Source organism: Paenibacillus paeoniae, from assembly GCF_003388735.1.
In the GTDB taxonomy this organism is placed as follows: Bacteria; Bacillota; Bacilli; order Paenibacillales; family Paenibacillaceae; genus Pristimantibacillus; species Pristimantibacillus paeoniae.
In genome coordinates, this window is sequence record NZ_QUBQ01000001.1 from 1,399,530 (window position 1) to 1,417,984 (window position 18,455).

At 50.3% G+C, this 18,455-nt stretch carries 20 protein-coding genes; 14 read left to right on the plus strand and 6 right to left on the minus strand.

The features are described from left to right. Nucleotides 1-42 precede the first annotated feature (42 nt). The 4 genes from DX130_RS06290 to DX130_RS06305 all read right to left on the minus strand — a co-directional run bounded on the left by DX130_RS06290 (nucleotide 43) and on the right by DX130_RS06305 (nucleotide 2,269). Nucleotides 43-552 carry a methylated-DNA--[protein]-cysteine S-methyltransferase gene (locus DX130_RS06290; protein ID WP_116043689.1) on the minus strand — a complete coding sequence of 170 codons (510 nt, stop codon included), beginning with the start codon at nucleotides 550-552 and terminating at the stop codon, nucleotides 43-45. Beyond that, a complete protein-coding gene (locus DX130_RS06295; RefSeq protein ID WP_116043690.1) occupies nucleotides 549-1,124 on the minus strand; it encodes a bifunctional transcriptional activator/DNA repair enzyme AdaA in 576 nt (191 codons plus the stop codon). The genes DX130_RS06290 and DX130_RS06295 overlap by 4 nt, the downstream gene beginning before the upstream one ends. Nucleotides 1,125-1,329: 205 nt before the next feature. Further along, nucleotides 1,330-1,617, minus strand: a complete 288-nt coding sequence (locus DX130_RS06300) for a DUF3817 domain-containing protein (RefSeq protein WP_116043692.1) — start codon at nucleotides 1,615-1,617, stop codon at nucleotides 1,330-1,332. 22 nt (nucleotides 1,618-1,639) lie between these two features. After that, the gene (locus DX130_RS06305; protein WP_165861177.1) at nucleotides 1,640-2,269 is read right to left on the minus strand and encodes a TetR/AcrR family transcriptional regulator; all 630 of its coding nucleotides are present in this window, start codon (nucleotides 2,267-2,269) and stop codon (nucleotides 1,640-1,642) included. Nucleotides 2,270-2,400: 131 nt separating this feature from the next. On the opposite strand from DX130_RS06305, the gene DX130_RS06310 reads away from it, so the two are divergent. Next, nucleotides 2,401-4,620, plus strand: a complete 2,220-nt coding sequence (locus DX130_RS06310; RefSeq protein WP_116043695.1) for an MMPL family transporter — start codon at nucleotides 2,401-2,403, stop codon at nucleotides 4,618-4,620. A gap of 196 nt (nucleotides 4,621-4,816) precedes the next feature. Next, on the plus strand, nucleotides 4,817-5,398 hold the full coding sequence (locus DX130_RS06315; protein ID WP_116043697.1) for a hypothetical protein: 582 nt from the start codon (nucleotides 4,817-4,819) through the stop codon (nucleotides 5,396-5,398). A 47-nt stretch (nucleotides 5,399-5,445) separates the two neighbouring features. Here the strand turns inward: DX130_RS06315 and DX130_RS06320 are convergent, their stop codons facing one another. After that, complete coding sequence (locus DX130_RS06320; RefSeq protein WP_116043698.1) at nucleotides 5,446-6,858, minus strand: hypothetical protein; 1,413 nt, start codon at nucleotides 6,856-6,858, stop codon at nucleotides 5,446-5,448. Nucleotides 6,859-7,057: 199 nt separating this feature from the next. Between DX130_RS06320 and DX130_RS06325 the strand changes: the two genes are divergently transcribed. Further along, nucleotides 7,058-7,330 carry a hypothetical protein gene (locus tag DX130_RS06325; protein WP_206098766.1) on the plus strand — a complete coding sequence of 91 codons (273 nt, stop codon included), beginning with the start codon at nucleotides 7,058-7,060 and terminating at the stop codon, nucleotides 7,328-7,330. Nucleotides 7,331-7,392: 62 nt separating this feature from the next. Here the strand turns inward: DX130_RS06325 and DX130_RS06330 are convergent, their stop codons facing one another. After that, nucleotides 7,393-8,013 carry a DedA family protein gene (locus tag DX130_RS06330; protein WP_116043700.1) on the minus strand — a complete coding sequence of 207 codons (621 nt, stop codon included), beginning with the start codon at nucleotides 8,011-8,013 and terminating at the stop codon, nucleotides 7,393-7,395. Nucleotides 8,014-8,217: 204 nt separating this feature from the next. On the opposite strand from DX130_RS06330, the gene DX130_RS06335 reads away from it, so the two are divergent. The 11 genes from DX130_RS06335 to DX130_RS06385 all read left to right on the plus strand — a co-directional run bounded on the left by DX130_RS06335 (nucleotide 8,218) and on the right by DX130_RS06385 (nucleotide 18,437). Beyond that, the gene (locus tag DX130_RS06335) at nucleotides 8,218-8,478 is read left to right on the plus strand and encodes a hypothetical protein (protein ID WP_116043701.1); all 261 of its coding nucleotides are present in this window, start codon (nucleotides 8,218-8,220) and stop codon (nucleotides 8,476-8,478) included. Beyond that, nucleotides 8,445-9,917 (plus strand): MDR family MFS transporter, encoded by a 1,473-nt coding sequence (locus tag DX130_RS06340; protein WP_240644325.1) that lies wholly within the window; start codon nucleotides 8,445-8,447, stop codon nucleotides 9,915-9,917. Before DX130_RS06335 ends, DX130_RS06340 begins: the two co-directional genes overlap by 34 nt. Nucleotides 9,918-9,923: 6 nt before the next feature. Next, nucleotides 9,924-10,877: a serine hydrolase domain-containing protein gene (locus DX130_RS06345; RefSeq protein WP_133297896.1), complete on the plus strand. Its 954-nt coding sequence runs from the start codon at nucleotides 9,924-9,926 to the stop codon at nucleotides 10,875-10,877. Nucleotides 10,878-11,139: 262 nt separating this feature from the next. Next, nucleotides 11,140-11,451, plus strand: coding sequence for a YobA family protein (locus DX130_RS06350; protein ID WP_116043704.1), 312 nt, complete (start codon nucleotides 11,140-11,142; stop codon nucleotides 11,449-11,451). Then, nucleotides 11,452-12,234 (plus strand): hypothetical protein, encoded by a 783-nt coding sequence (locus DX130_RS06355; RefSeq protein WP_116043706.1) that lies wholly within the window; start codon nucleotides 11,452-11,454, stop codon nucleotides 12,232-12,234. It begins immediately after the preceding gene. Between the two features lie 78 nt (nucleotides 12,235-12,312). Further along, nucleotides 12,313-13,071 carry a phosphoribosylformimino-5-aminoimidazole carboxamide ribotide isomerase gene (gene hisA / locus DX130_RS06360; RefSeq protein ID WP_116043707.1) on the plus strand — a complete coding sequence of 253 codons (759 nt, stop codon included), beginning with the start codon at nucleotides 12,313-12,315 and terminating at the stop codon, nucleotides 13,069-13,071. An 80-nt stretch (nucleotides 13,072-13,151) separates the two neighbouring features. After that, a complete protein-coding gene (locus DX130_RS06365; RefSeq protein WP_116043708.1) occupies nucleotides 13,152-14,297 on the plus strand; it encodes a sensor histidine kinase in 1,146 nt (381 codons plus the stop codon). Then, a complete protein-coding gene (locus tag DX130_RS06370; protein ID WP_116043710.1) occupies nucleotides 14,294-14,929 on the plus strand; it encodes a response regulator in 636 nt (211 codons plus the stop codon). Before DX130_RS06365 ends, DX130_RS06370 begins: the two co-directional genes overlap by 4 nt. A gap of 178 nt (nucleotides 14,930-15,107) precedes the next feature. Next, nucleotides 15,108-16,040, plus strand: coding sequence for an ABC transporter ATP-binding protein (locus DX130_RS06375; RefSeq protein ID WP_116043711.1), 933 nt, complete (start codon nucleotides 15,108-15,110; stop codon nucleotides 16,038-16,040). Between the two features lie 10 nt (nucleotides 16,041-16,050). Next, a complete protein-coding gene (locus DX130_RS06380; protein WP_165861178.1) occupies nucleotides 16,051-17,334 on the plus strand; it encodes an ABC transporter permease in 1,284 nt (427 codons plus the stop codon). Next, nucleotides 17,331-18,437 carry an ABC transporter permease gene (locus DX130_RS06385; RefSeq protein ID WP_165861179.1) on the plus strand — a complete coding sequence of 369 codons (1,107 nt, stop codon included), beginning with the start codon at nucleotides 17,331-17,333 and terminating at the stop codon, nucleotides 18,435-18,437. The genes DX130_RS06380 and DX130_RS06385 overlap by 4 nt, the downstream gene beginning before the upstream one ends. Nucleotides 18,438-18,455: the final 18 nt, after the last annotated feature.

The window sequence follows — 18,455 nt, forward strand, 5'->3', positions numbered from 1 at the left end:
ATTTCTGTTAATTGCAGAGCTGAAATCGTAGACAGACACGCGTCATCCGGATTCTCCATGGTTTCTAATCGAATGGGCTTGAGCTACGGATTGCTCATGTTGCAGAAGCCATTCCTTGCGCCATAAGCCGCCTGCATAGCCTGTCAACGTGCCGTTAGAGCCAATGATTCGATGACATGGAATGACGATGCTCAGCTTGTTCCTGCCGTTCGCGCTTCCAACCGCACGAACGGCTTTTTCATTCCCAATCGCTTGAGCGAGGTTCAGATAGGTACCGGTCCCAGCGAACGGAATGTCCTTCAGCGCATGCCATACTTGCGATTGAAAGGCAGTGCCTTCGTAGCTGTAAGGAAAGGAGAAGACGGTCCTCGTACCGTCGAAGTATTCGGTTAATTGCTGGGCGCATTGCTGCAGCGCGTCAGGTGTATCAGGCTGACAGGGATAGGCGGGCGTTTCCCGATCAGCAAATAAGATGGACACCACGGCATTTTCGGTTCCGATCATTTCGAGTACTCCGATAGGCGTGTCCATATCGAGCTTGTATATGGTCATTGCGTTTGATTCTCCTCTTTCGGTTGTATCGTCTTGCGGTAGTCGGAAGGCGTAAGCCCTTTGGCTTGCCGGAACACCTTATAGAAGTTGGAAGGGCTGTGAAATCCGGCTTCGTAACAAATGTCCAGATTAGATAAGCCGGTATGAAGCAGCAGATGCGCTGCGCGGTCGATCCGAACCTTCTCCAGAAATGCGCGAGGTGTGACGGTTGTATCTTGCTTGAATAGTCTCTCCAAATGGAAGGCGCTAAGTCCGACATGGACAGCTATATCTTTTAGTTCTACTTTTTGCTTATGATGCTGAACGAGAAATTCTTTCACTTGGCGTACGACAGCAACATTGGGAGAATGCTCGCTCTCCGGCCGACATCTCTTGCAGGCGCGGTAGCCGGCCTCCTCTGCATCGACCATGCGAGAATAGAAAGTTACATTTTCTTTTTTCGGTTTTCTGGATCGGCAGGAGGGACGGCAATAGATGCTGGTCGTTTTTACGGCGGTATAAAACAAACCGTCATACTTGCTGTCGCATTCGATAATGCGTTCCCACATTTCTTCAAAGGATAACTGTATCATGCCTTGACCTCCCTCCCTATTGCTTATGTCCGGGTTTTTGATACCTTTCGTCTCGCTAGATTACGATACCATCTTATCAGGGAAGAGGAGAGAGGTTCGTCCTCATTCTTGCTCTTATGGTCTCTAAAACGAGGGATATTAGACGAAAGGCATCCGCATCCCCTCGAATTAGAGGAGGTGCGAATGCCTTCGTGTTGGCGTAGCTCTAATCGCGCAGCAATTTGCGGTCCACAACGAATGGCCCGAAAGGCAATACCGATGCGACGCAGGCAGCGGCAAACTTCCAGAAGGACCAGCGATGCTTCAGTGTAACGTGAATAACAGCCAAAATGTAGAGAACAAATAAAAGTCCGTGCAAGCTGCCAACAATTTGAACCATTAGAGGTGAATCGGCCCAATATTTGAGCGGCATGGCAATGAAGAGCAGAATGAGAAAGGATAATCCTTCCAAAATACCAATTACACGTAGTCTGCCTTTTGCGGTTTTTAACATGTTGTACCTCCGGTTTGTCATATCATGAATGGAGATCCCGGCGAAGCGCGAGACCGTCCCATAGCAATTGTACGATTTCGGAGGCGGTTTGTTCCACAGTTTGCAAATCGTTCACAATCTCCTTGCGATTGCGTACGGTCATCATGGCGGTGAAGACATGGGATAGCAGTATTGGATTGGCATGCTCGATCTCACCTTTGTCCATCGCCTGCTGAAATACGGCTGACAGAAGTCTGTGAAGCGCTCCTTCTCCGTCGCGTATAGCTGTAACTTGCTCTTCCGTAAGTCCAGGAGCAGCTTCTCTCATCATCGTCTCGAAATCAATGTGCGCATTGCGCATATGCCTGCTTGCGACCACAAGCAGCCGTTCCTTGAGCGTACCGGAGCCATTGACGATCAGAGCGGTCTGATCATGGGCAATTTTAAGTACGAAGAGAAGCGATTCGGTGAAAAGGACAGCTTTATTGCTGAAATAATAATAGACGCTAGCTTTTGTAACGCCGCAAGCTTGCGCTACGCTCTCAAGCGATACTTTTTCGAAGCCTTGCTCCATGAACAATTGTGAAGCTGTACGCAAGATTTGTCCCATCGTTGGTGGGGTGCCGGTCGATTTCGGCCGGCCTGGTCTACGTTTGGGCGGGGTGGGTTGCAAATGCGTATCCTCCATTCAAAAAAAATACATATCTATAGGTTGATTAATTAACCTTCGGGTATATATAATTAATTCATCATATTACTTTATTATAACGTTTAGTTGGAAAGAACGAAACGGAGGAGTCGGGAATGATCAACAAGCTGGCATCATTTTTTGCGGGGAAATACACGAGATGGGTCACCCTATTCGTTTGGGTTGCAGTTGCGGTCCTATTGACAGTGGCATTGCCATCTGTGGGAGGAATGGAGAAGAACAATGCGCCCAATCTGCAGGCGAACAGTCCGTCTGTTCTGGCAGATGAGACTATCAAGCAGTACTTCCCCAGCGGAGCTGGCGTGCCTGCGCTTATTGTTTGGCATCGAGAGAGCGGCCTTACCGATGCAGATTACGCCTCGATTCAGGCGGTTACGAAGGAGTTGGCCGAGAATCCGTTGGAAGCGCAGAGGGAGCTTATACCGCTTCATCTGATGCCGTTGCCTGCTTTGCAGCAGTTCACGTCGGAGGACGGCACTACGCTTGCTCAGCCCGTTTCTTTCGAAGAGGCCACTGAGACGGAAGTGCTGAAGGAAAATATGGAGAAGGTTAAAGAGCTGGCAACGGCTGCCGTGGGGAACGATCCCTTCCTTGTACCCATTAAAGGGGCATCCGAGCTTAGCGCGCGCATTAGCGGTCCAGTCGGTATCTCAATCGACGCTACGGGGCTGTTCCAAAATGCCGACTTTGTCTTAATGTCGGCGACAGTGCTGCTTGTGCTGATATTGCTGCTGCTGATCTACCGCTCGCCTATTCTGGCCGTTATTCCGCTTGTTGGAGTCGGATTTGCTTATGCGGTCACAAGCCCGCTGCTTGGCTGGATGGCAGGCGAAGGCTGGATTACAGTAGATTCGCAGGCAATTGCGATTATGACGGTGCTATTGTTCGGAGCGGGTACGGATTATTGTCTGTTCTTTATCACTCGGTTCCGGCAAGAGCTAACCAAAGAGAGCAGCCGTTCAGCCGCACTCATTCATGCGTTTAAGGGAGCTTCCGGCGCTATCGCCATGAGCGGCTTTACAGTGGTACTTTCTCTTCTGGCGCTGCTGCTTGCGAAGTATGGCGCATATGACCGGTTCGCGGTTCCGTTCAGCTTGGCCATTCTGATTATGATGATTGCCAGTCTGACTCTTATTCCGGCGCTGATGTCCATCATTGGCCGGAAGTCCTTCTATCCGTTCATCCCGCGTACAGAGGAGATGGAGAAGGAACGTGCTGCCAAGAGGGGCAAAACCTATCGCGCCGAAGGAAAGCGTAGAACGATTAGCGACAAGGTCGGCAAGCTAGTTGTTGCTAAGCCATGGACCGTAACGATAGCCTGCATTGCGGTGCTTGGCGTGCTGGCAGCAGCCTCGACTGGCATCAAATATACGTACGATCTGATGTCTTCCTTCCCCGAAAATATGCCGTCGCGAGAAGGCTTTACCGTTATTCAGAATCATTATGCACCTGGTGAACTGGCTCCTGTTACGGTTGTCGTGCGGAATGGAGAAGGGGCCAATCTTGCAGGGGGGTTGACCGCGCTTAGAGAGGTTGATCATGTATCGGAGCCAAAGGCGAGCGAGATTGATGCCGTCTATTCGTCCCTCAGTGTCATCTTGAATGTTAATCCGTATTCCCAGAATGCCATGGACGCCATTCCGCAAATTAGAGATGCTGCAATTGAGGCTTTAAAGAACGCGGGCATTGTGGATGCCGAAAGACAAGTATGGGTCGGCGGGCAGACGGCCGCGCAATATGATACCAAGATGCTGACCGATCGGGACAACCGCGTCATTATGCCAGTTGTCATTGGGCTAATTGCGGTATTGCTGCTGTTGTACTTGAGATCCGTTACTGCGACGATCTATCTGATCGGAACTGTGCTGCTCTCCTATGTAGCAGCTTTGGGTCTCGGCTGGCTCATTCTTCATCATGTGATGGGCGTTGATGCGATTCAAGGGGCGATTCCGCTTTATGCTTTCGTATTCCTCATTGCTCTTGGCGAGGATTACAATATATTTATGATCTCAAGCATCTGGCAGAAGCGTAAAACGATGCCGCTGCTGCAAGCGATCCGTGAAGGCGTGAGCGAGACAGGCAGCGTAATTACTTCGGCTGGCTTGATTCTGGCGGCAACATTCGCCGTACTGGCAACCTTGCCAATCCAGGTACTTGTTCAGTTCGGTCTCATTACAGCTATCGGCGTATTAATGGATACGTTCATCGTACGACCTTTCCTTGTACCGGCAATTACGGCTATTCTGGGGAAATATGCTTTCTGGCCTAGCAAAGCTACATCTGTTGATGAATCGAAGCAAGTTCATTACGAATAAGGAAATACTTATTCTGCTCGGAATGACGTGGTTTGTATAGTCACAACATAACGGCTCGATGCGGCAAATCTGTCGTATCGAGCCGTTTTTTGTCATGGTGCAATTAGGTGCCGTTCATATTTTTTGAAACTTTTCCCTATCTTCGAACGTCTCTCTATTGAACCGTGAAGGAGAGAGAAAAGAGGAGGGTACAGAGATGAAAGCAGGCAAGTTTATTTGGGCAAGCTTGATTTTTGCAGTGTTGCTAGGCAGTTTTGCGATCGCACCCGAAGGGGCAAGCGCATGCAGCTGCGCTTTTCCGGGAAGTGTCAACGAAGCCAAGCTGAATAACGATGTCGTATTTGACGGTACGGTTACGGGCAAGAAGGAGCCCGTGCGATTATTCTCGAGATCATCGGCAACTCCGATAACTTGGACATTCGAGGTTCATGAGATATGGAAGGGGAAAGTATCGCCGGCGATTTCCGTTGTCTCTGTTCAAGCTAGTGAAAGCTGCGGCTATGAATTTAAGGAGGGGTCCAGGTATATTGTCTATGCCAGAAATTCAGGGAATTCGCTGGAAGTCAGCTTATGCAGCCGAACCGCCCTGCACAGCGCAGCTGGACAGGACTTGGCCGAGCTTGGCGTAGGCAGTGTGCCTCCACAGCCGCAAGCAGGACAACCCTCGGGATCATCGACCCTGTTAGGGTGGGTGCTGCCGATTGTTGGTTTAGGAGTCTTAATAGCCGTTTTCTTCATCCTGCGCCAGCGAACAAAAAGAAGGCCGACTAGCATGTAAAGCACACGCTGTCAGCCTACTCCTATAGCAGGGCAATTCTATTGAGATTAAATAAGGAACATAGCTACAATCGTCGTCACGACGAGTCCGATGACAACGGGTTTCAAATTGCGCCTTGCCAGCTCGAAAGGACTTACTCCACAGATAGCTGCCGCCGGAATAAGCGCCCAAGGCACCAATGTGCCGCCGCCAACCCAGATGGCTGCGACTTGACCAAGTGCGGTAAGAGTGGCGATGCCGGAGCCAATCGCATGACCGAATAGCTGTGCGATGGAGCCGGCAAGCGAAATGCCGGAGAAGCCCGAGCCGTCGAGTCCGGTCACCGCGCCAACCAGAGTTAGCGTGATGGAGCCGACAACGCTATTAACCGGCACTTCATGCGCAAGCGCAACGCCTAGATCGTTCACGATGCCGTTCGAAGCTTCAGGCAGTTTTTCGCCAAACATGGCGAAGAAGCCGGAATCGCCCAGGTAGAAGAAAGCGGCGATCGGAATAACAGGCCCAAATACGCGGAAGCCGAATAGAAACCCGTCAATCAAATACCCTGTCGCTTTTTCAAGTCCTTTGCCGCGATGCGTCATCATCGTAATGACTAGCATGATAATAATAGAGGTGCCGCCGATTAGTGCGGTGGCATCTCCGCCTTGCAGATTGAAGGCGAACATCGCTGCGACATTGAGCGCGTAAAGAATCGGAATGGCAACCGCCAGTATCCGTTTGGAGGCAAGGGACAATACCTCATTCCCCGTATCATTTTCTCCGGCAGATCCGACGCTTGTGTCATGAATGGGTTCAATTAATCCGTCATTCCATCGCCCGGTGCGCATATCGCGTTTCATTAACCAAAAGGCAGCAACAGTCGTCACCGCACCCATGACGATAACGAGAGGGATGCTGGCTTGCATCACCTCACTGACGGGTATTCCCGCAGCAGCGGCAGTCAGATTCGGCGCGCCTTGAATAATGTAATCGCCGGAGAGCGCGATACCATGGCCAAATAGGTTCATGGCAACGGCAGCCCCCAGTGCCGGCAGTCCAACACGCAGCGCAACGGGAAGCAGGACAGCTCCGATCAGCGCGACTGCGGGCGAAGGCCAGAAAAAAAGCGACGTGACCATCATAATTAGACCAATTCCCCAAAAAGCCAATGAAGGCGTTCTCATGAACGATGTGAACGGAGCGATCATGACTTCGTTAATGCCCGTTCGAATTAGAATTCGGCTCATGGCGACAATTATGGATATAATGAGAATAGTCCCAAGCAGTTCTTTTATGGCATAGATAAAGCTGTTGAAAATTCCGCTAACAGAACCTTCGATAGAAGTAGTAGCCAACAAGCCGATGCCCAGAATGCCTGCGACGCAGACAAGCGTGGTGTCTCTGCGCATAATCATAAAGCCTATGATCGCCACCACAAAAATGAGATAAACCCAGTGAACCGCAGCTAACTGAATAGCCATATGCGATCATCCTCCCAGCATGCAACGTAGCCGGAGCGCCGGCTATCGTACTGTAATGTATGCAGGGATGGACATAGGCGTTCAGCTCCATGGAGCTTGTCATGAAATCGGTTGCGCATGGGGGTAGGCTGTGCTATCCTACTAACAACATGGACAAGTTGTGTCTGGAACAGCGAGAACGGAAAGGATGACCATAGTAATGATAACGGTAAGCATCTTGGATGCGGCCATGACGTATTCGAAGGAAACCGGCTACGTTGGCAATGTGAAGTTCAACGTGGAAGGACATGCGCATGCGTATGAGATTGCGCTCCATAGCAAGCGCGGGACAGAGTGGGGCTACGGACTGTTTTTCTTGAATGAATCAGGCAAAGAAGAGCAGCTGGAAGAGCTGGAAGACGAGCTGGAGGAGAATGACGAGGTGTTCGATCAGCTGGTGCAGGCCGCAAAGGACAAGCTGGCTCCAAAATAAAGGAAAGCCCATGCCCGAGTGTTTATCTCGTGACATGGGCTTCTTCGTCGCGGGTGATGCCGCTAAGCGGAATGATCGATAAAGTCTTTCTTGTTCTTGCTCTTCATATAACGATAAGTAATATATCCTGCTGCGAGTACACATAGTACAACTAGAATCCATGTGCCATATGAGGAGATATCATTGGAGAGGTCTTGTACCTTATCTCCGACTAAAGTGCCTAAAATGAAATAAATTATCGTCCATACGAAAGCCGAAGGATACGCGAAGAGCATGAAGCGAATAAATCGCATTCGATTAAGTCCCATTACATAAGGGGTTACATGACGCAGGAACGGAAAGCATAGACTAATGCTGATCGCATATCCGCCATACTTTTCGCTAAGCTCTTCCGAGCGGTCGAAAAACTTGGCAATGTTTTTCTTCCGCCTGAACCAGTTCGACAGCTTGGCGCCTGAGAATCGACCGATGCTGTATCCGAAAGTCATGGCTGAGCATATGCCAAGAAAGGTCATCATATAAGTGGGAATCGTTGATAGAGCGCCTGCTGCAGACAACGCTCCGCCCGTCATGACGACAGCTTCGTTCGGAATCGGCAAGCCGATCAGACCCAGACACAATACAAGGAACAGGGCTGCATAACCAACTTGTTCGATGATGGACAATAATAAGTCATAAGCCATTTTGCCAGCACGCTTCCTATTCTCCAATAGTTTCGTGAGTGTGGGAATCTAATGTACAAGGTAACATAACTTGAACTCATTTCATAGTTCATACGCTCCCCGGATCTAAACGTTTCGAATTTAACCTTTTCGTAACTTTTTCCAGTCGAAGCAACGCTATAATTAGGGTTAGCTTACGTGTAAGATGAAGGAGCGAAGGGGAAAATGTTGAAATTTGGACAGAAAGTAGCTGTTCTTCGAAGCTGCGAATCCATTACATATACGATATGCTTATCGATGCTTGGCGATGAGGTTGCTGCATGTGAAGCAGCCAAGCGGGTTCTCACCGAATTATTCCAGGATCCGGAGTTTTGGAAAAGGGAGGAGCCGCAGCGTCAGGGCTACATCATGCGTCAATGTTTCGGCTTCTGTATGATAGTCGAGGGAGGCATGTGCTCGGAAGCGGCATCGACTTGCGTGTCGTAATCGAAAGGACCTACAAACGAATGAAAGAAGAAATATCCGATTCATCACGAACAAAAATTACGGTTGCCTTATTCGTAGCGACTTTTCTAGCAGCGATTGAAGGTACAATCGTCGGCACAGCTATGCCAAGCATAACCGGCGAGCTGGAAGGCGTACAGCTCTATAGCTGGATTATCTCTATCTATTTATTAGCAACGGTCATTACGACGCCTATCTATGGCAAACTGTCGGATTTGTACGGTCGTAAGAGAATGTTTATTATCGGCGCACTTATCTTTCTGGCGGGCTCTATGTTGTCGGGCATCGCTCAATCGATGACCGAGCTGATCTGGTACCGAGCGCTGCAAGGGCTTGGCGCAGGTGCGCTGACGACGATTCCGTATACGGTTATTGGCGATCTGTACTCATTCGAGAAGCGGGCGAAGGTACAAGGATGGATGTCCAGTATTTGGGGAATCGCAGGCATATCAGGACCGCTGCTTGGCGGGCTTCTTGTTGATTATGTATCTTGGAGAGCCATCTTCTATATGAATTTGCCTTTCGGCATTGTGGCTCTTATTATGCTGTCTCTCTCCATGAAGGAGAAGCTGGAGAAGCAAAAGAGGCATATCGATTTTCCAGGCATCATCGTGTTCAGCGTGGGCATGTTCTTTTTCCTCTATGCGATGTCGCTTCTGCGGGGCGAAGGCGGGAATGCTCCAAGCGGCTGGGGGACGGCGGTGCTATTTGGCTTGTCTGCTGCACTGCTCGCATTCTTCATCTGGATTGAGAAGCGCTCGCCGGAGCCAATCATACCCCTTCAGTTATTCCGCAGCCGGCTCATCTCGATGGCGAATATAATCAGCTTCCTCCTATGTGTCATTAACGTAGCTGTTATTTTTTATTTGCCGCTATGGTTTCAAGGAGTGTACGGCCAGTCGGCTACGTATTCCGGCATTTTAATGATTCCTTTATCCATCGCTTGGCCGCTCGGCTCCATTCTGGCAGGCAATCTGATCTCGAAGACGGGGCTGCGTACGATATGTATCATCTCGGCCTGCTTCCTGCTTGTCAGTAATGCGGGTTTTGCGTTGGTAGGTAGTTCTTCCTCAATCTGGCTGTTGGTGTTCTACACTTTCTTGTCCGGCATTAGCTTCGGATTGACGCTTACAGCACTGACGGTTGCAGTCACTTCGGCAGTTGGCAGAGAGCTTCGCGGCGCAGCCGTTGCGAGCAATAACTTCATCCGTACGCTGGGGCAGACGATTGGCATCACAGTGTTCGGTCTGATGCTTCATACCGGCACGGCAAATGACATTGATCCCGCTGCTCTGGAAGCGAGTTTGCACCACATTTTCGTTTGGGTTGCATGGCTTTCGGTCGCTGTCCTGCTTCTATCCTTTATTACGCCAAAACAGGCGCAGGAAGAACCGTTGCAAGCGGGCAATCAAGCATCATGACGCTTCGTGCAGAAAGGTAAGGACGATATGGCTTCTCTGATGAACGACGAAATTGAAGGGCTTGCAAAGGCATGGCGGATCCAATCGGCTATCGTCTACCGGAACGGGGAGCTGCTGGAAGACTGGCATGACACAGGCGGCGATTCACTGGGTCCGTTGTACTCCATTACCAAAAGCGTTCTCTCCGCTCTAATCGGAATTGCGTTGGATCGCGGTGAAATTCGCAGCATAGATCAGTCTATCGGCGATTATGTAGATGTATCGCTGCTGGATGATCAGTCTCGCGAGAAGATTACGATCAAGCATTTGCTCACGATGACGCCGGGTTTCGATTGGCCGGACTTCGACAAGCCTTACAAGGAGATGCGGGCATCGACCGATCCTGTCGCATATACGTTGGCGAAGCCAGTCATCCATGAGCCTGGTCATGCGTATACCTATAATTCCGGTGGGTCACACTTGTTGTCCGCTATTCTGACGGCAGCTACAGGAAAGTCGGCGCTCCTGTATGCGAAGGAACGATTGTTCCAGCCGTTAGGCTTCGAGGCGGCACGCTGGTCAGAGAAAAATGGAATCAGTGAAGGCGGCACAGGACTATCCCTGTACGGACATGATTTGGCCAAGATTGGCATGCTGTATCTACAACACGGAAGCTGGAACGGAACGGAGATTGTATCTCCATCATGGATCGAGCAATCCGTTGTACTTCATCACCGTGGTCTGCTGCATTATGAGCCGCCGATCTATGGGGGATACGGCTATCATTGGTGGGTTTCTCCGGAATCCTTCAACGGCTGTGCCGATTGCTACTTTGCGTTCGGCCACGGCGGCCAGCACTTAATGAATATCCCTTCATTAAATCTCACCTTCGTCATACGGAAAAAAATTACGAAACGCAATGACGCCAAATGGGCCAGAGAGCTGATCTTCCAGCATCTTGTTCCCATGGCAATGAAATAACTCTACATGCTGTACATAACATTGCTGTAGCGCCTGATTTTCACTCGATGCATACCCTCACATTACCAACTAACAGCTGCGCGCTTCTACCACTTTAGTCGTTCAAGGATGCTGTCCCATTGCAAGCGGACAGCTTCCTCCTTTCCTGCATAAGCTGACAAAATTCCATGAATGTCGAGTTGCTCTTAGTTGTTCTGTCCGCATGTTAATGCGGAACCACTGCGGGCGAAGTCTGTATCAACAGAAAGGCGGATGATGATTTATGAAAAAAATGCTCTGGTTCAGTTTATTTTTCTTATTCGTTCTGACAGGCTGTGCATTATCTTCACCTGATGGCGAGGGTGTCGTCTTCGAGGTAGATGACAAAAGGATTCTCATACTTGATTTTTCAGCGGAGCCTTATCTCGGCTCGTCCTGGAAAGATATTTTTCCTGATTATGAAGGTTCAGCGATCTGGTTAAATGCTCACTCCTCTCGATATAAAGTCGGAGATCGTGTTAAGTACTGGATCAATGGAGGGGTTAACGATTCTTATCCTAATCAGGGGGGAGCCCGAAAGGTGAAGAAAATCTGAATGGCTCCGTCACCTTCTCCGATTGCCCCTACGCCTGTGGCATCTTTTGAGGATTCATATGTGCCATTTCCAGAGACGTTTACTCTTGCTTACCGGACGCTTGATAGTCTGGAGTTGGAGGTGGGGGAGGCTGGCGCGGATTGGCATCAGGTTCACACTGCAACTTTCAATACATCGGATACGGAGAGAGCAGAGATTCATATCTACAATGCCCCGGCCCGTGCGGACGGAACTGCTGTCGTGCATGGTCTGCTCCAATGGAATGACAAGCAGTATCCGTTGCTTGATCTGCTGCCAGGTATGGACCTGGAGTCGCCCGATCGTTGTGTCGATATTTGTATCTTGGAACAGCCTATAGCGGGTAACGAGGAAGCAAAGATACTGGCCAGAATTCCGCTAATGGCGACAGGCCCTGGATTGTTTAAGTATCTCTTCTACGACGGGAGTGAGGAGAAACGAATGTACTCCTTCGATGTTTGGGGCAAGGTGCAAGGGATGGATCTTACTCGCGACAGTGTGGACGAGATGGTCGTTGTATTTGAAGGTATAGGTAATCACTCTCCTGATCTCTTTCTAATGCGCTGGTATGAAGGAAGTCTGGAAATCAGCGAGTCCTTCTTGGAGAGTCTGTCTGCTTTTCAAGGTTATCTGGCGGAACTGGTTCGATTGGAAGATGGGAGAGATGTTGTGCGCGTCTCAGATAGGAACGACGAAACGATTTATGCGGATTACCGAATGAAGGATGCAATTATGTGGGAGCGTGTAGAAAACACATTGCGGTGATGCGGTACTCTATGTCAGAATAGAGGGTACTAAGACAAGCTGTTGCTTACATCATACTAGTAGAATAGAGGAACGACGTTGAAATTCCGACCATGTATCGACCTTCACGCAGGGAAAGTGAAGCAGATCGTAGGCGAGACGCTTAACGACGCTATTATTGAAAATTTTGTATCCGCCCATGATTCCGGTTATTATGCTGACTTGTTCAAGAAGGATGCGCTGACGGGAGGACATGTCATTATGCTGGGTCCTGGTAATGAAGCGGCGGCAGAACAAGCGTTGGCCCGCTATCCCGGCGGCCTGCAGATCGGCGGCGGCATTACAGCCGACAATGCGGCGTCTTATCTGGAGAGAGGCGGATCGCATGTCATTGTGACCTCTTACATTTTCCGCGACGGACAATTGAATGAGGAGCATCTGCGCCGCATCGTTTCCGAAGTGGGCAAGGAGCGTTTGGTCATCGATTTAAGCTGCAAGGAAAAGGACGGCAAATGGTTTGTTGTTACGAATCAATGGAAGCAATTCAGCGATTTTGAAGTAAATGAAGCGAATATTCGGGAGCTGGAGAGCTATTGTGACGAATATTTGATTCACGCTGTGGATGTCGAGGGCAAGCAGAGCGGTATTCAGGAGTCGCTTGTTCGCGATCTGGCGGAATGGGTTAATATCCCGACGACGTATGCAGGCGGCGCCCGTTCCATTGCGGATATGAACCGTTTCCTGGAGCTTTCCGGTGGAAAGCTGGATTTGACGATCGGAAGTGCGCTTGATATATTTGGAGGAAAGTTGCCGTATGAGGAAGTTGTTGCATACAGCAGAGGTCTTCAGCAAACCTGATGCTTATAATGAAACAATACGACCGGCAGCCAGTATGTCGGTCGTTTCTTATTCTTATGTACACAGGGAGGTGAGTGCAGATGAGATCCTATTGGATATGGCTAGCCATGCTGCTTGCGGCATGGGGACTTGCTATGTTCGAACATGGTGAGCCGCAGCAGGGTATGTCATGGCGGTTGTTGGTCTGCGCGCTTGGCATGAGCGCTTACTTCCTCGTCCCCATTGCCCGCCGGATGCCTGCCGCCCAATTGCTGCTGCTCGCCTTGCTGGCGGTTGCGGCCACCGCGAGTCTATGGCCGGAGCCGGGAGGTGAGCCCAATCCGTATACACTGCTTCTCCTTGCCATTATTGCGGGAAAAGGTGCTTATCGGCTGCCGCTTGCGGGTGCCTCCGTCATCGGTATGATGACTTGGATAGGTGCGTTAATGCCGTCTTTCTATGGACTCCCAGGTTTTTCGGTCTATTATATCTCTCTATTTGGCCTAGCGGCTGGAGTTGCCTTCTGCGCCTTCCGTCTTACATACATGAATGAACAGCATGAGATTGCACGAGGCGAGGCGCTGCTTACGGAATACCGGAAGCTTAGGCGGCTGCTCGCAACGAACGAAAAAGCCGCAAGGGAGGAAGAGCGCGCACAAGTGGGACGTGATATTCATGATTCGGTAGGCCATAAGCTCACGGCGCTGCTTATGCAGCTGGAGGTGTTCCGTATGGGTGCGCGGGACTCTGAAACGGCAGAGAAGCTAAGTCATTTGAAGGAACTGGCGAAGGAGAGCCTGGACGATACGCGCAGCGCCGTAAAAGCGCTCAAAGATAGTGAAACAGGCGGTCTATCCGCTGTCATCAATCTCATCAGAAGGCTGGAAGTGGAGAGCTACCTTCGCGTCAACTTCAATCTGCGTCATGGCGCGCTTACGGTGCCGCTTACTCCGGCCCAATCCGTGGCGCTCTACAGGGCGGTACAGGAATCCCTGACGAATATGATGCGACATAGCGGTGCGAAGGAAGCGGACATTGTATTCGAGGCGCCGGGCGGAGGCGTGTTCCGGTTTGAAGTGCTGCATCCAATCCAGGAAGCCCGACCTTATCGGGAGGGGTTCGGCTTGCGCTCCATGAGAGAAAGAATGGAGGAAGCCGGTGGTAAGCTGGATATCATTCAGAACGAAAAAACGTTTATCGTAAGTGGAACACTGCCGCTTATGACGAAGGAAAGGGGGATGGCATGATTCGGATTTTATTGGCCGAGGACCAGGCGATGGTGCTGCAAGGGCTGAAGATGATGATGGAGACGGATGTCGAACTAAAGGTGACGGGCGAAGCCGGCAACGGCAAGGAAGCGGTCCAGCTTTGCGAAAGCGGTATCTTCGATATTGCGGTTCTAGACATCCGCATGCCTGTTATGGATGGTCTCGAAGCGGCCAGAATCATCCGGTCGAGATGGCCATCCATGAAGATTCTGATGCTGACGACCTTTAATGACGATGACTATGCAATGGAGGCGTTGAAGAGCGGAGCGAACGGATACATGCTGAAGGAGGCTGAGCCTGAAGCGCTTCTTCGCGCCATTAAGAGCTGTCTGGCAGGTGGATTGTCGTTGCAGGAGGATGTAGCAGCCAAAGTTATTCCACGGCTGCTGATGAAAGAGCGTCAGCTTCCCGATATTGATCCGGCGATCACGTCAAGGGAAAAGGATATTCTAAGGCTGGTAGGCGAAGGCCGCAGCAACGCGGAAATCGCAAGCGAGCTGTCCCTATCTCTCGGTACGGTCAAAAACCATATCAGCGTCGTGCTGGACAAGCTTGATCTGCGAGATCGTACCCAACTTGCGATTTATGCGATCCGTCATCATGTGGTCTGAGTGATTCCGAATGGCCATCCGCTGGATGGTCAGACTTTTTCCGAAACATGACGGAAGTCATACATAAGAGACTGCTTTATGACGGAAGACAGTGGGAACACTGTCTTTCTTGCTATACACTGATTGACAGAAGCTGCAGCATAATAGCTTACTCTATACCGGATGGGAGAATGGGAACATGCTGGAAGCAATGGAGTTGCGCAAAACATTCAAAGGCAAGACTGTTGTGGACAACATCAACCTGTACATTGAGCAGGGAGAGGCTGTTGGGCTGCTAGGGCCCAATGGAGCCGGCAAGTCGACTACGATATCGATGATATCTTCGCTGTTGTACCCGTCAAGCGGAGATGTTCGGCTGGATGGGCGCAGCGTGCTGAAGACGCCTGGTGATATTCGCCGCATCATTGGCGTTGTGCCGCAAGAGATTGCTTTGTATGAGAAGCTGTCCGCTTATGAAAATCTGCGATTTTTCGGAAGCATTTATAAGTTGAAGGGAAAACACCTCACGGATAGAATTGCAAACACCTTGGAGCTTGTAGGATTGACCGAACGGCAGCATGAACTGATCCGGACTTACTCGGGCGGGATGAAGAGACGCATCAATATTGCGGCTGCGCTGCTGCATGAACCGAAGCTGGTCATTATGGATGAGCCTACTGTCGGCATCGACCCTCAATCTCGCAATCATATTCTCGATACAGTACGCAAGCTGAACCGAGAGAAGGGCATGTCGGTGCTGTACACAAGCCATTATATGGAGGAAGTAGAGCAGCTCTGCAGCCGCGTATACATTATGGATCACGGCCGGTTGATTGCATCGGGAACGAAAGAAGAGTTGCTTCGCATTCTGTCCGGCGAAGAGACGATGATTGTCCAGCTTTCCAAGCCAAGTCCCGAGCTGCTCATGGAACTGAGAGGGCTGCCGTTCGTCCGATCCGCGGAGGAGACCGAGGATGGCGTCAAGCTGATCGTCACCAAACAAAGCGGCATTTTGACAGAGGTCGTGCAGGCAGCGGAACGCCATCACGTTCAAATTGTCCAAATTCAGGTTCATACGCCAAGTCTGGAAGATGTGTTCCTCCATCTTACTGGCCGCAAGCTGCGGGATTAGGAGGGGCGGCATGTTACCTTATTTGAAAAAAGATATGCTCGTTTTCTGGCGAGATCGAAACGAGCTTCTTGTGGTTCTGCTCGTACCGATTGTTCTTAGCGTCATATTGGGTTATGCGCTGTCCAGTTGGATTGAAGCAGGCCCAAGCGACAGATCGGCAAGCATCGCGCTTGTGATCGAAGATAATGAGGAAGAGGCTTTCGCCGAATTCAGAAACGTCATCATGGGATTTGATCGTGAGGATTCATGGAGAGCGAATGTGCTGGAGGACGCTGAAGTCTATCGAGTGATTGAAGGGCTTCGGATGACCTTCGCTAGCGATGAAGTAAAGGAATGGGTTGAAGTCGCCGAGACGACCGGGAATCAAGCGGTCACTATGCTGCAGGAGAAAGAAGTTACAGCCATTCTGACGATCCCCCGTGGGTTTACGCTTCAAGCATTGGAGCGAGCATGGCTGCAGGAAGGGAATGGCGGAACCATCATGATCTCTGCGCTAGAGCATTCTCTCAAGCTTGATTTGGTGACGGGTGTTGTGGATCGATATATGAGAGAAGCCAATGTCGGAATGGGACTTCGTTATGTGTTGCAAGACATGCCAGGTCAGCATCAGCTTGAAGAAGGAATGAAGTTACAGCCAAAGGGAGGTATGGAGCTTCTGGATAGCGTGAAGCCGATTACGAGCTTCCAATATTTCAGTCTGTCGATGGGTATGATTTTTACGGTGTTGATCTCGGCTACGATCGCTTTTCATGCTTCGGGGGAGAAACGGGAGCGTGTCATTGAACGAATCCGGTTAAGCGGCAATAATCCCTTCTATTACTTGGGCGGCAAGTTCGCTGCATCGTTCATGATTGCATTTTTGCAATTGACCAGCGTCCTTACGGCATGCCATTTCGCACTGGGATTATTTTATGGCAGGTCTGTTGCGTTCTGGGGCGGCCTGGCTATTATTGTGATTGTCTTTTCTTTTATGGTCGCAGGGTTGGCGGTTTTCTTCACTTCTGTCATGTTCCGTATGAAAAATATCGATGCGGCCAATGCGTTGTTCAATCTGCTATTAATTATCATCGGTGTCATTGGCGGGGGATTCGTGCCGCTCTATGTGCTGCCGGAATGGCTTCGCTCCATTGGAGAATGGACGCCCAACGGCCATGCTTTGACGATGGCGCTTCAATGGATTCAATATGAGGATGGCGGCCAACTTGCCTCGAAACTTCTATTGCTGATGGTCTATGCGATTCTCTTGGCAGCGCTTAGCGCATGGATCTATCCCAGAAGGGGGCGGGCGGTATGATAGCTGTATTCCTGGCGCAGTGGAGACATGATCGCCGTTCTCCTGCTCTTATTCTCATTTTTATGGCGATCAGCATAGCGGCGATGCTATTATTCAGCTCGAACATGAGCGGACAACTGGAATATGCAGCCTTTCCGGATCGGGGCGTGAGTCATGATGAGGCGAAGCAGCGAGTGGCGCGTATGAATGACTCAGGCCATTTGACATTCAAATTGACCAACGAGGAAAAGGCTCTACGGGACGTTAGGGAAGGTCAGACGCCGCTGGCCGTCCGGCTCATGCAGGATGAAGAATTCCGGATTGTTGCTACGAAAGAGGGCATCCATCAATCGATGGTGTCAGAGCACATGCACCGGATAGCATCCGAAGATGGAAGGCTGGCACATGCGGCGAGTCTAGTTGGCAGTGGAAATACTGTCCGAACCAACTTTGAGTCCTTTATGACAAGTCCTCCTGTACACAAGGTTGTACTTAGACCCGATGGCAGGGCAATGGCTGGCAATGAAATGAGTATTCAGCTGTTGCTGGGCTTTACCTTATTTCTGGCGATGTTCACAATTGGATATAAGATCAATGCCGTCATGAATGAGAAGGCGCTTGGCATCTGGAATCGGGTCATTCTATCGCCCGTGACCAAGACAGGGATGTATATGGGACATCTATGCTACAGTCTCATTATCGGCTTGATTCATATGATTACGGTCTTGTTCGTCTTTGTCTTCGCTTTTGGCTACGATCTGGGAAATCAGTATGGTCTTATGCTATTTATAATGGTGCTCTACTCTGCCGCTATTGTATCGCTTAGCATGCTGCTTGCAGGAATCGTACGTACGCCGGAGCAATTCCAAATGCTGCTGCCCGTCATTCTGCCTATCATGCCGCTTCTTGCGGGAATCTACTTCCCGCCGGGCTTGATGACGAATAAGCTGCTGCTCATTGCTGGTGAATTTCTCCCGATTACCCATGCCGTGAACGCACTGAAGCAATTGGCGCTATATGATGCGGGATGGAGCGATATCTTCATGCCTGTAGCAAAACTTGCCTTGATCGGTGTGATCTGTATGGGAATTGGCATTAATCTGGTTGAGCGAAGAAAAGCATAATCGGACTGTTTATAGTAG

Excerpts from the sequence above, each read along its gene's own strand:
- DX130_RS06380 (WP_165861178.1), top strand. The coding sequence starts at position 16,051 with ATGTTACCTTATTTGAAAAAAGATATGCTCGTTTTCTGGCGAGATCGA.
- DX130_RS06370 (WP_116043710.1), top strand. The coding sequence starts at position 14,294 with ATGATTCGGATTTTATTGGCCGAGGACCAGGCGATGGTGCTGCAAGGG.
- DX130_RS06325 (WP_206098766.1), top strand. The coding sequence starts at position 7,058 with ATGATAACGGTAAGCATCTTGGATGCGGCCATGACGTATTCGAAGGAA.
- DX130_RS06290 (WP_116043689.1), bottom strand. The coding sequence starts at position 552 with ATGACCATATACAAGCTCGATATGGACACGCCTATCGGAGTACTCGAA.
- DX130_RS06295 (WP_116043690.1), bottom strand. The coding sequence starts at position 1,124 with ATGATACAGTTATCCTTTGAAGAAATGTGGGAACGCATTATCGAATGC.
- DX130_RS06320 (WP_116043698.1), bottom strand. The coding sequence starts at position 6,858 with ATGGCTATTCAGTTAGCTGCGGTTCACTGGGTTTATCTCATTTTTGTG.
- DX130_RS06385 (WP_165861179.1), top strand. The coding sequence starts at position 17,331 with ATGATAGCTGTATTCCTGGCGCAGTGGAGACATGATCGCCGTTCTCCT.
- DX130_RS06375 (WP_116043711.1), top strand. The coding sequence starts at position 15,108 with ATGCTGGAAGCAATGGAGTTGCGCAAAACATTCAAAGGCAAGACTGTT.
- DX130_RS06335 (WP_116043701.1), top strand. The coding sequence starts at position 8,218 with ATGTTGAAATTTGGACAGAAAGTAGCTGTTCTTCGAAGCTGCGAATCC.
- DX130_RS06300 (WP_116043692.1), bottom strand. The coding sequence starts at position 1,617 with ATGTTAAAAACCGCAAAAGGCAGACTACGTGTAATTGGTATTTTGGAA.
- DX130_RS06365 (WP_116043708.1), top strand. The coding sequence starts at position 13,152 with ATGAGATCCTATTGGATATGGCTAGCCATGCTGCTTGCGGCATGGGGA.
- DX130_RS06310 (WP_116043695.1), top strand. The coding sequence starts at position 2,401 with ATGATCAACAAGCTGGCATCATTTTTTGCGGGGAAATACACGAGATGG.
- DX130_RS06315 (WP_116043697.1), top strand. The coding sequence starts at position 4,817 with ATGAAAGCAGGCAAGTTTATTTGGGCAAGCTTGATTTTTGCAGTGTTG.
- DX130_RS06350 (WP_116043704.1), top strand. The coding sequence starts at position 11,140 with ATGAAAAAAATGCTCTGGTTCAGTTTATTTTTCTTATTCGTTCTGACA.
- DX130_RS06355 (WP_116043706.1), top strand. The coding sequence starts at position 11,452 with ATGGCTCCGTCACCTTCTCCGATTGCCCCTACGCCTGTGGCATCTTTT.
- DX130_RS06330 (WP_116043700.1), bottom strand. The coding sequence starts at position 8,013 with ATGGCTTATGACTTATTATTGTCCATCATCGAACAAGTTGGTTATGCA.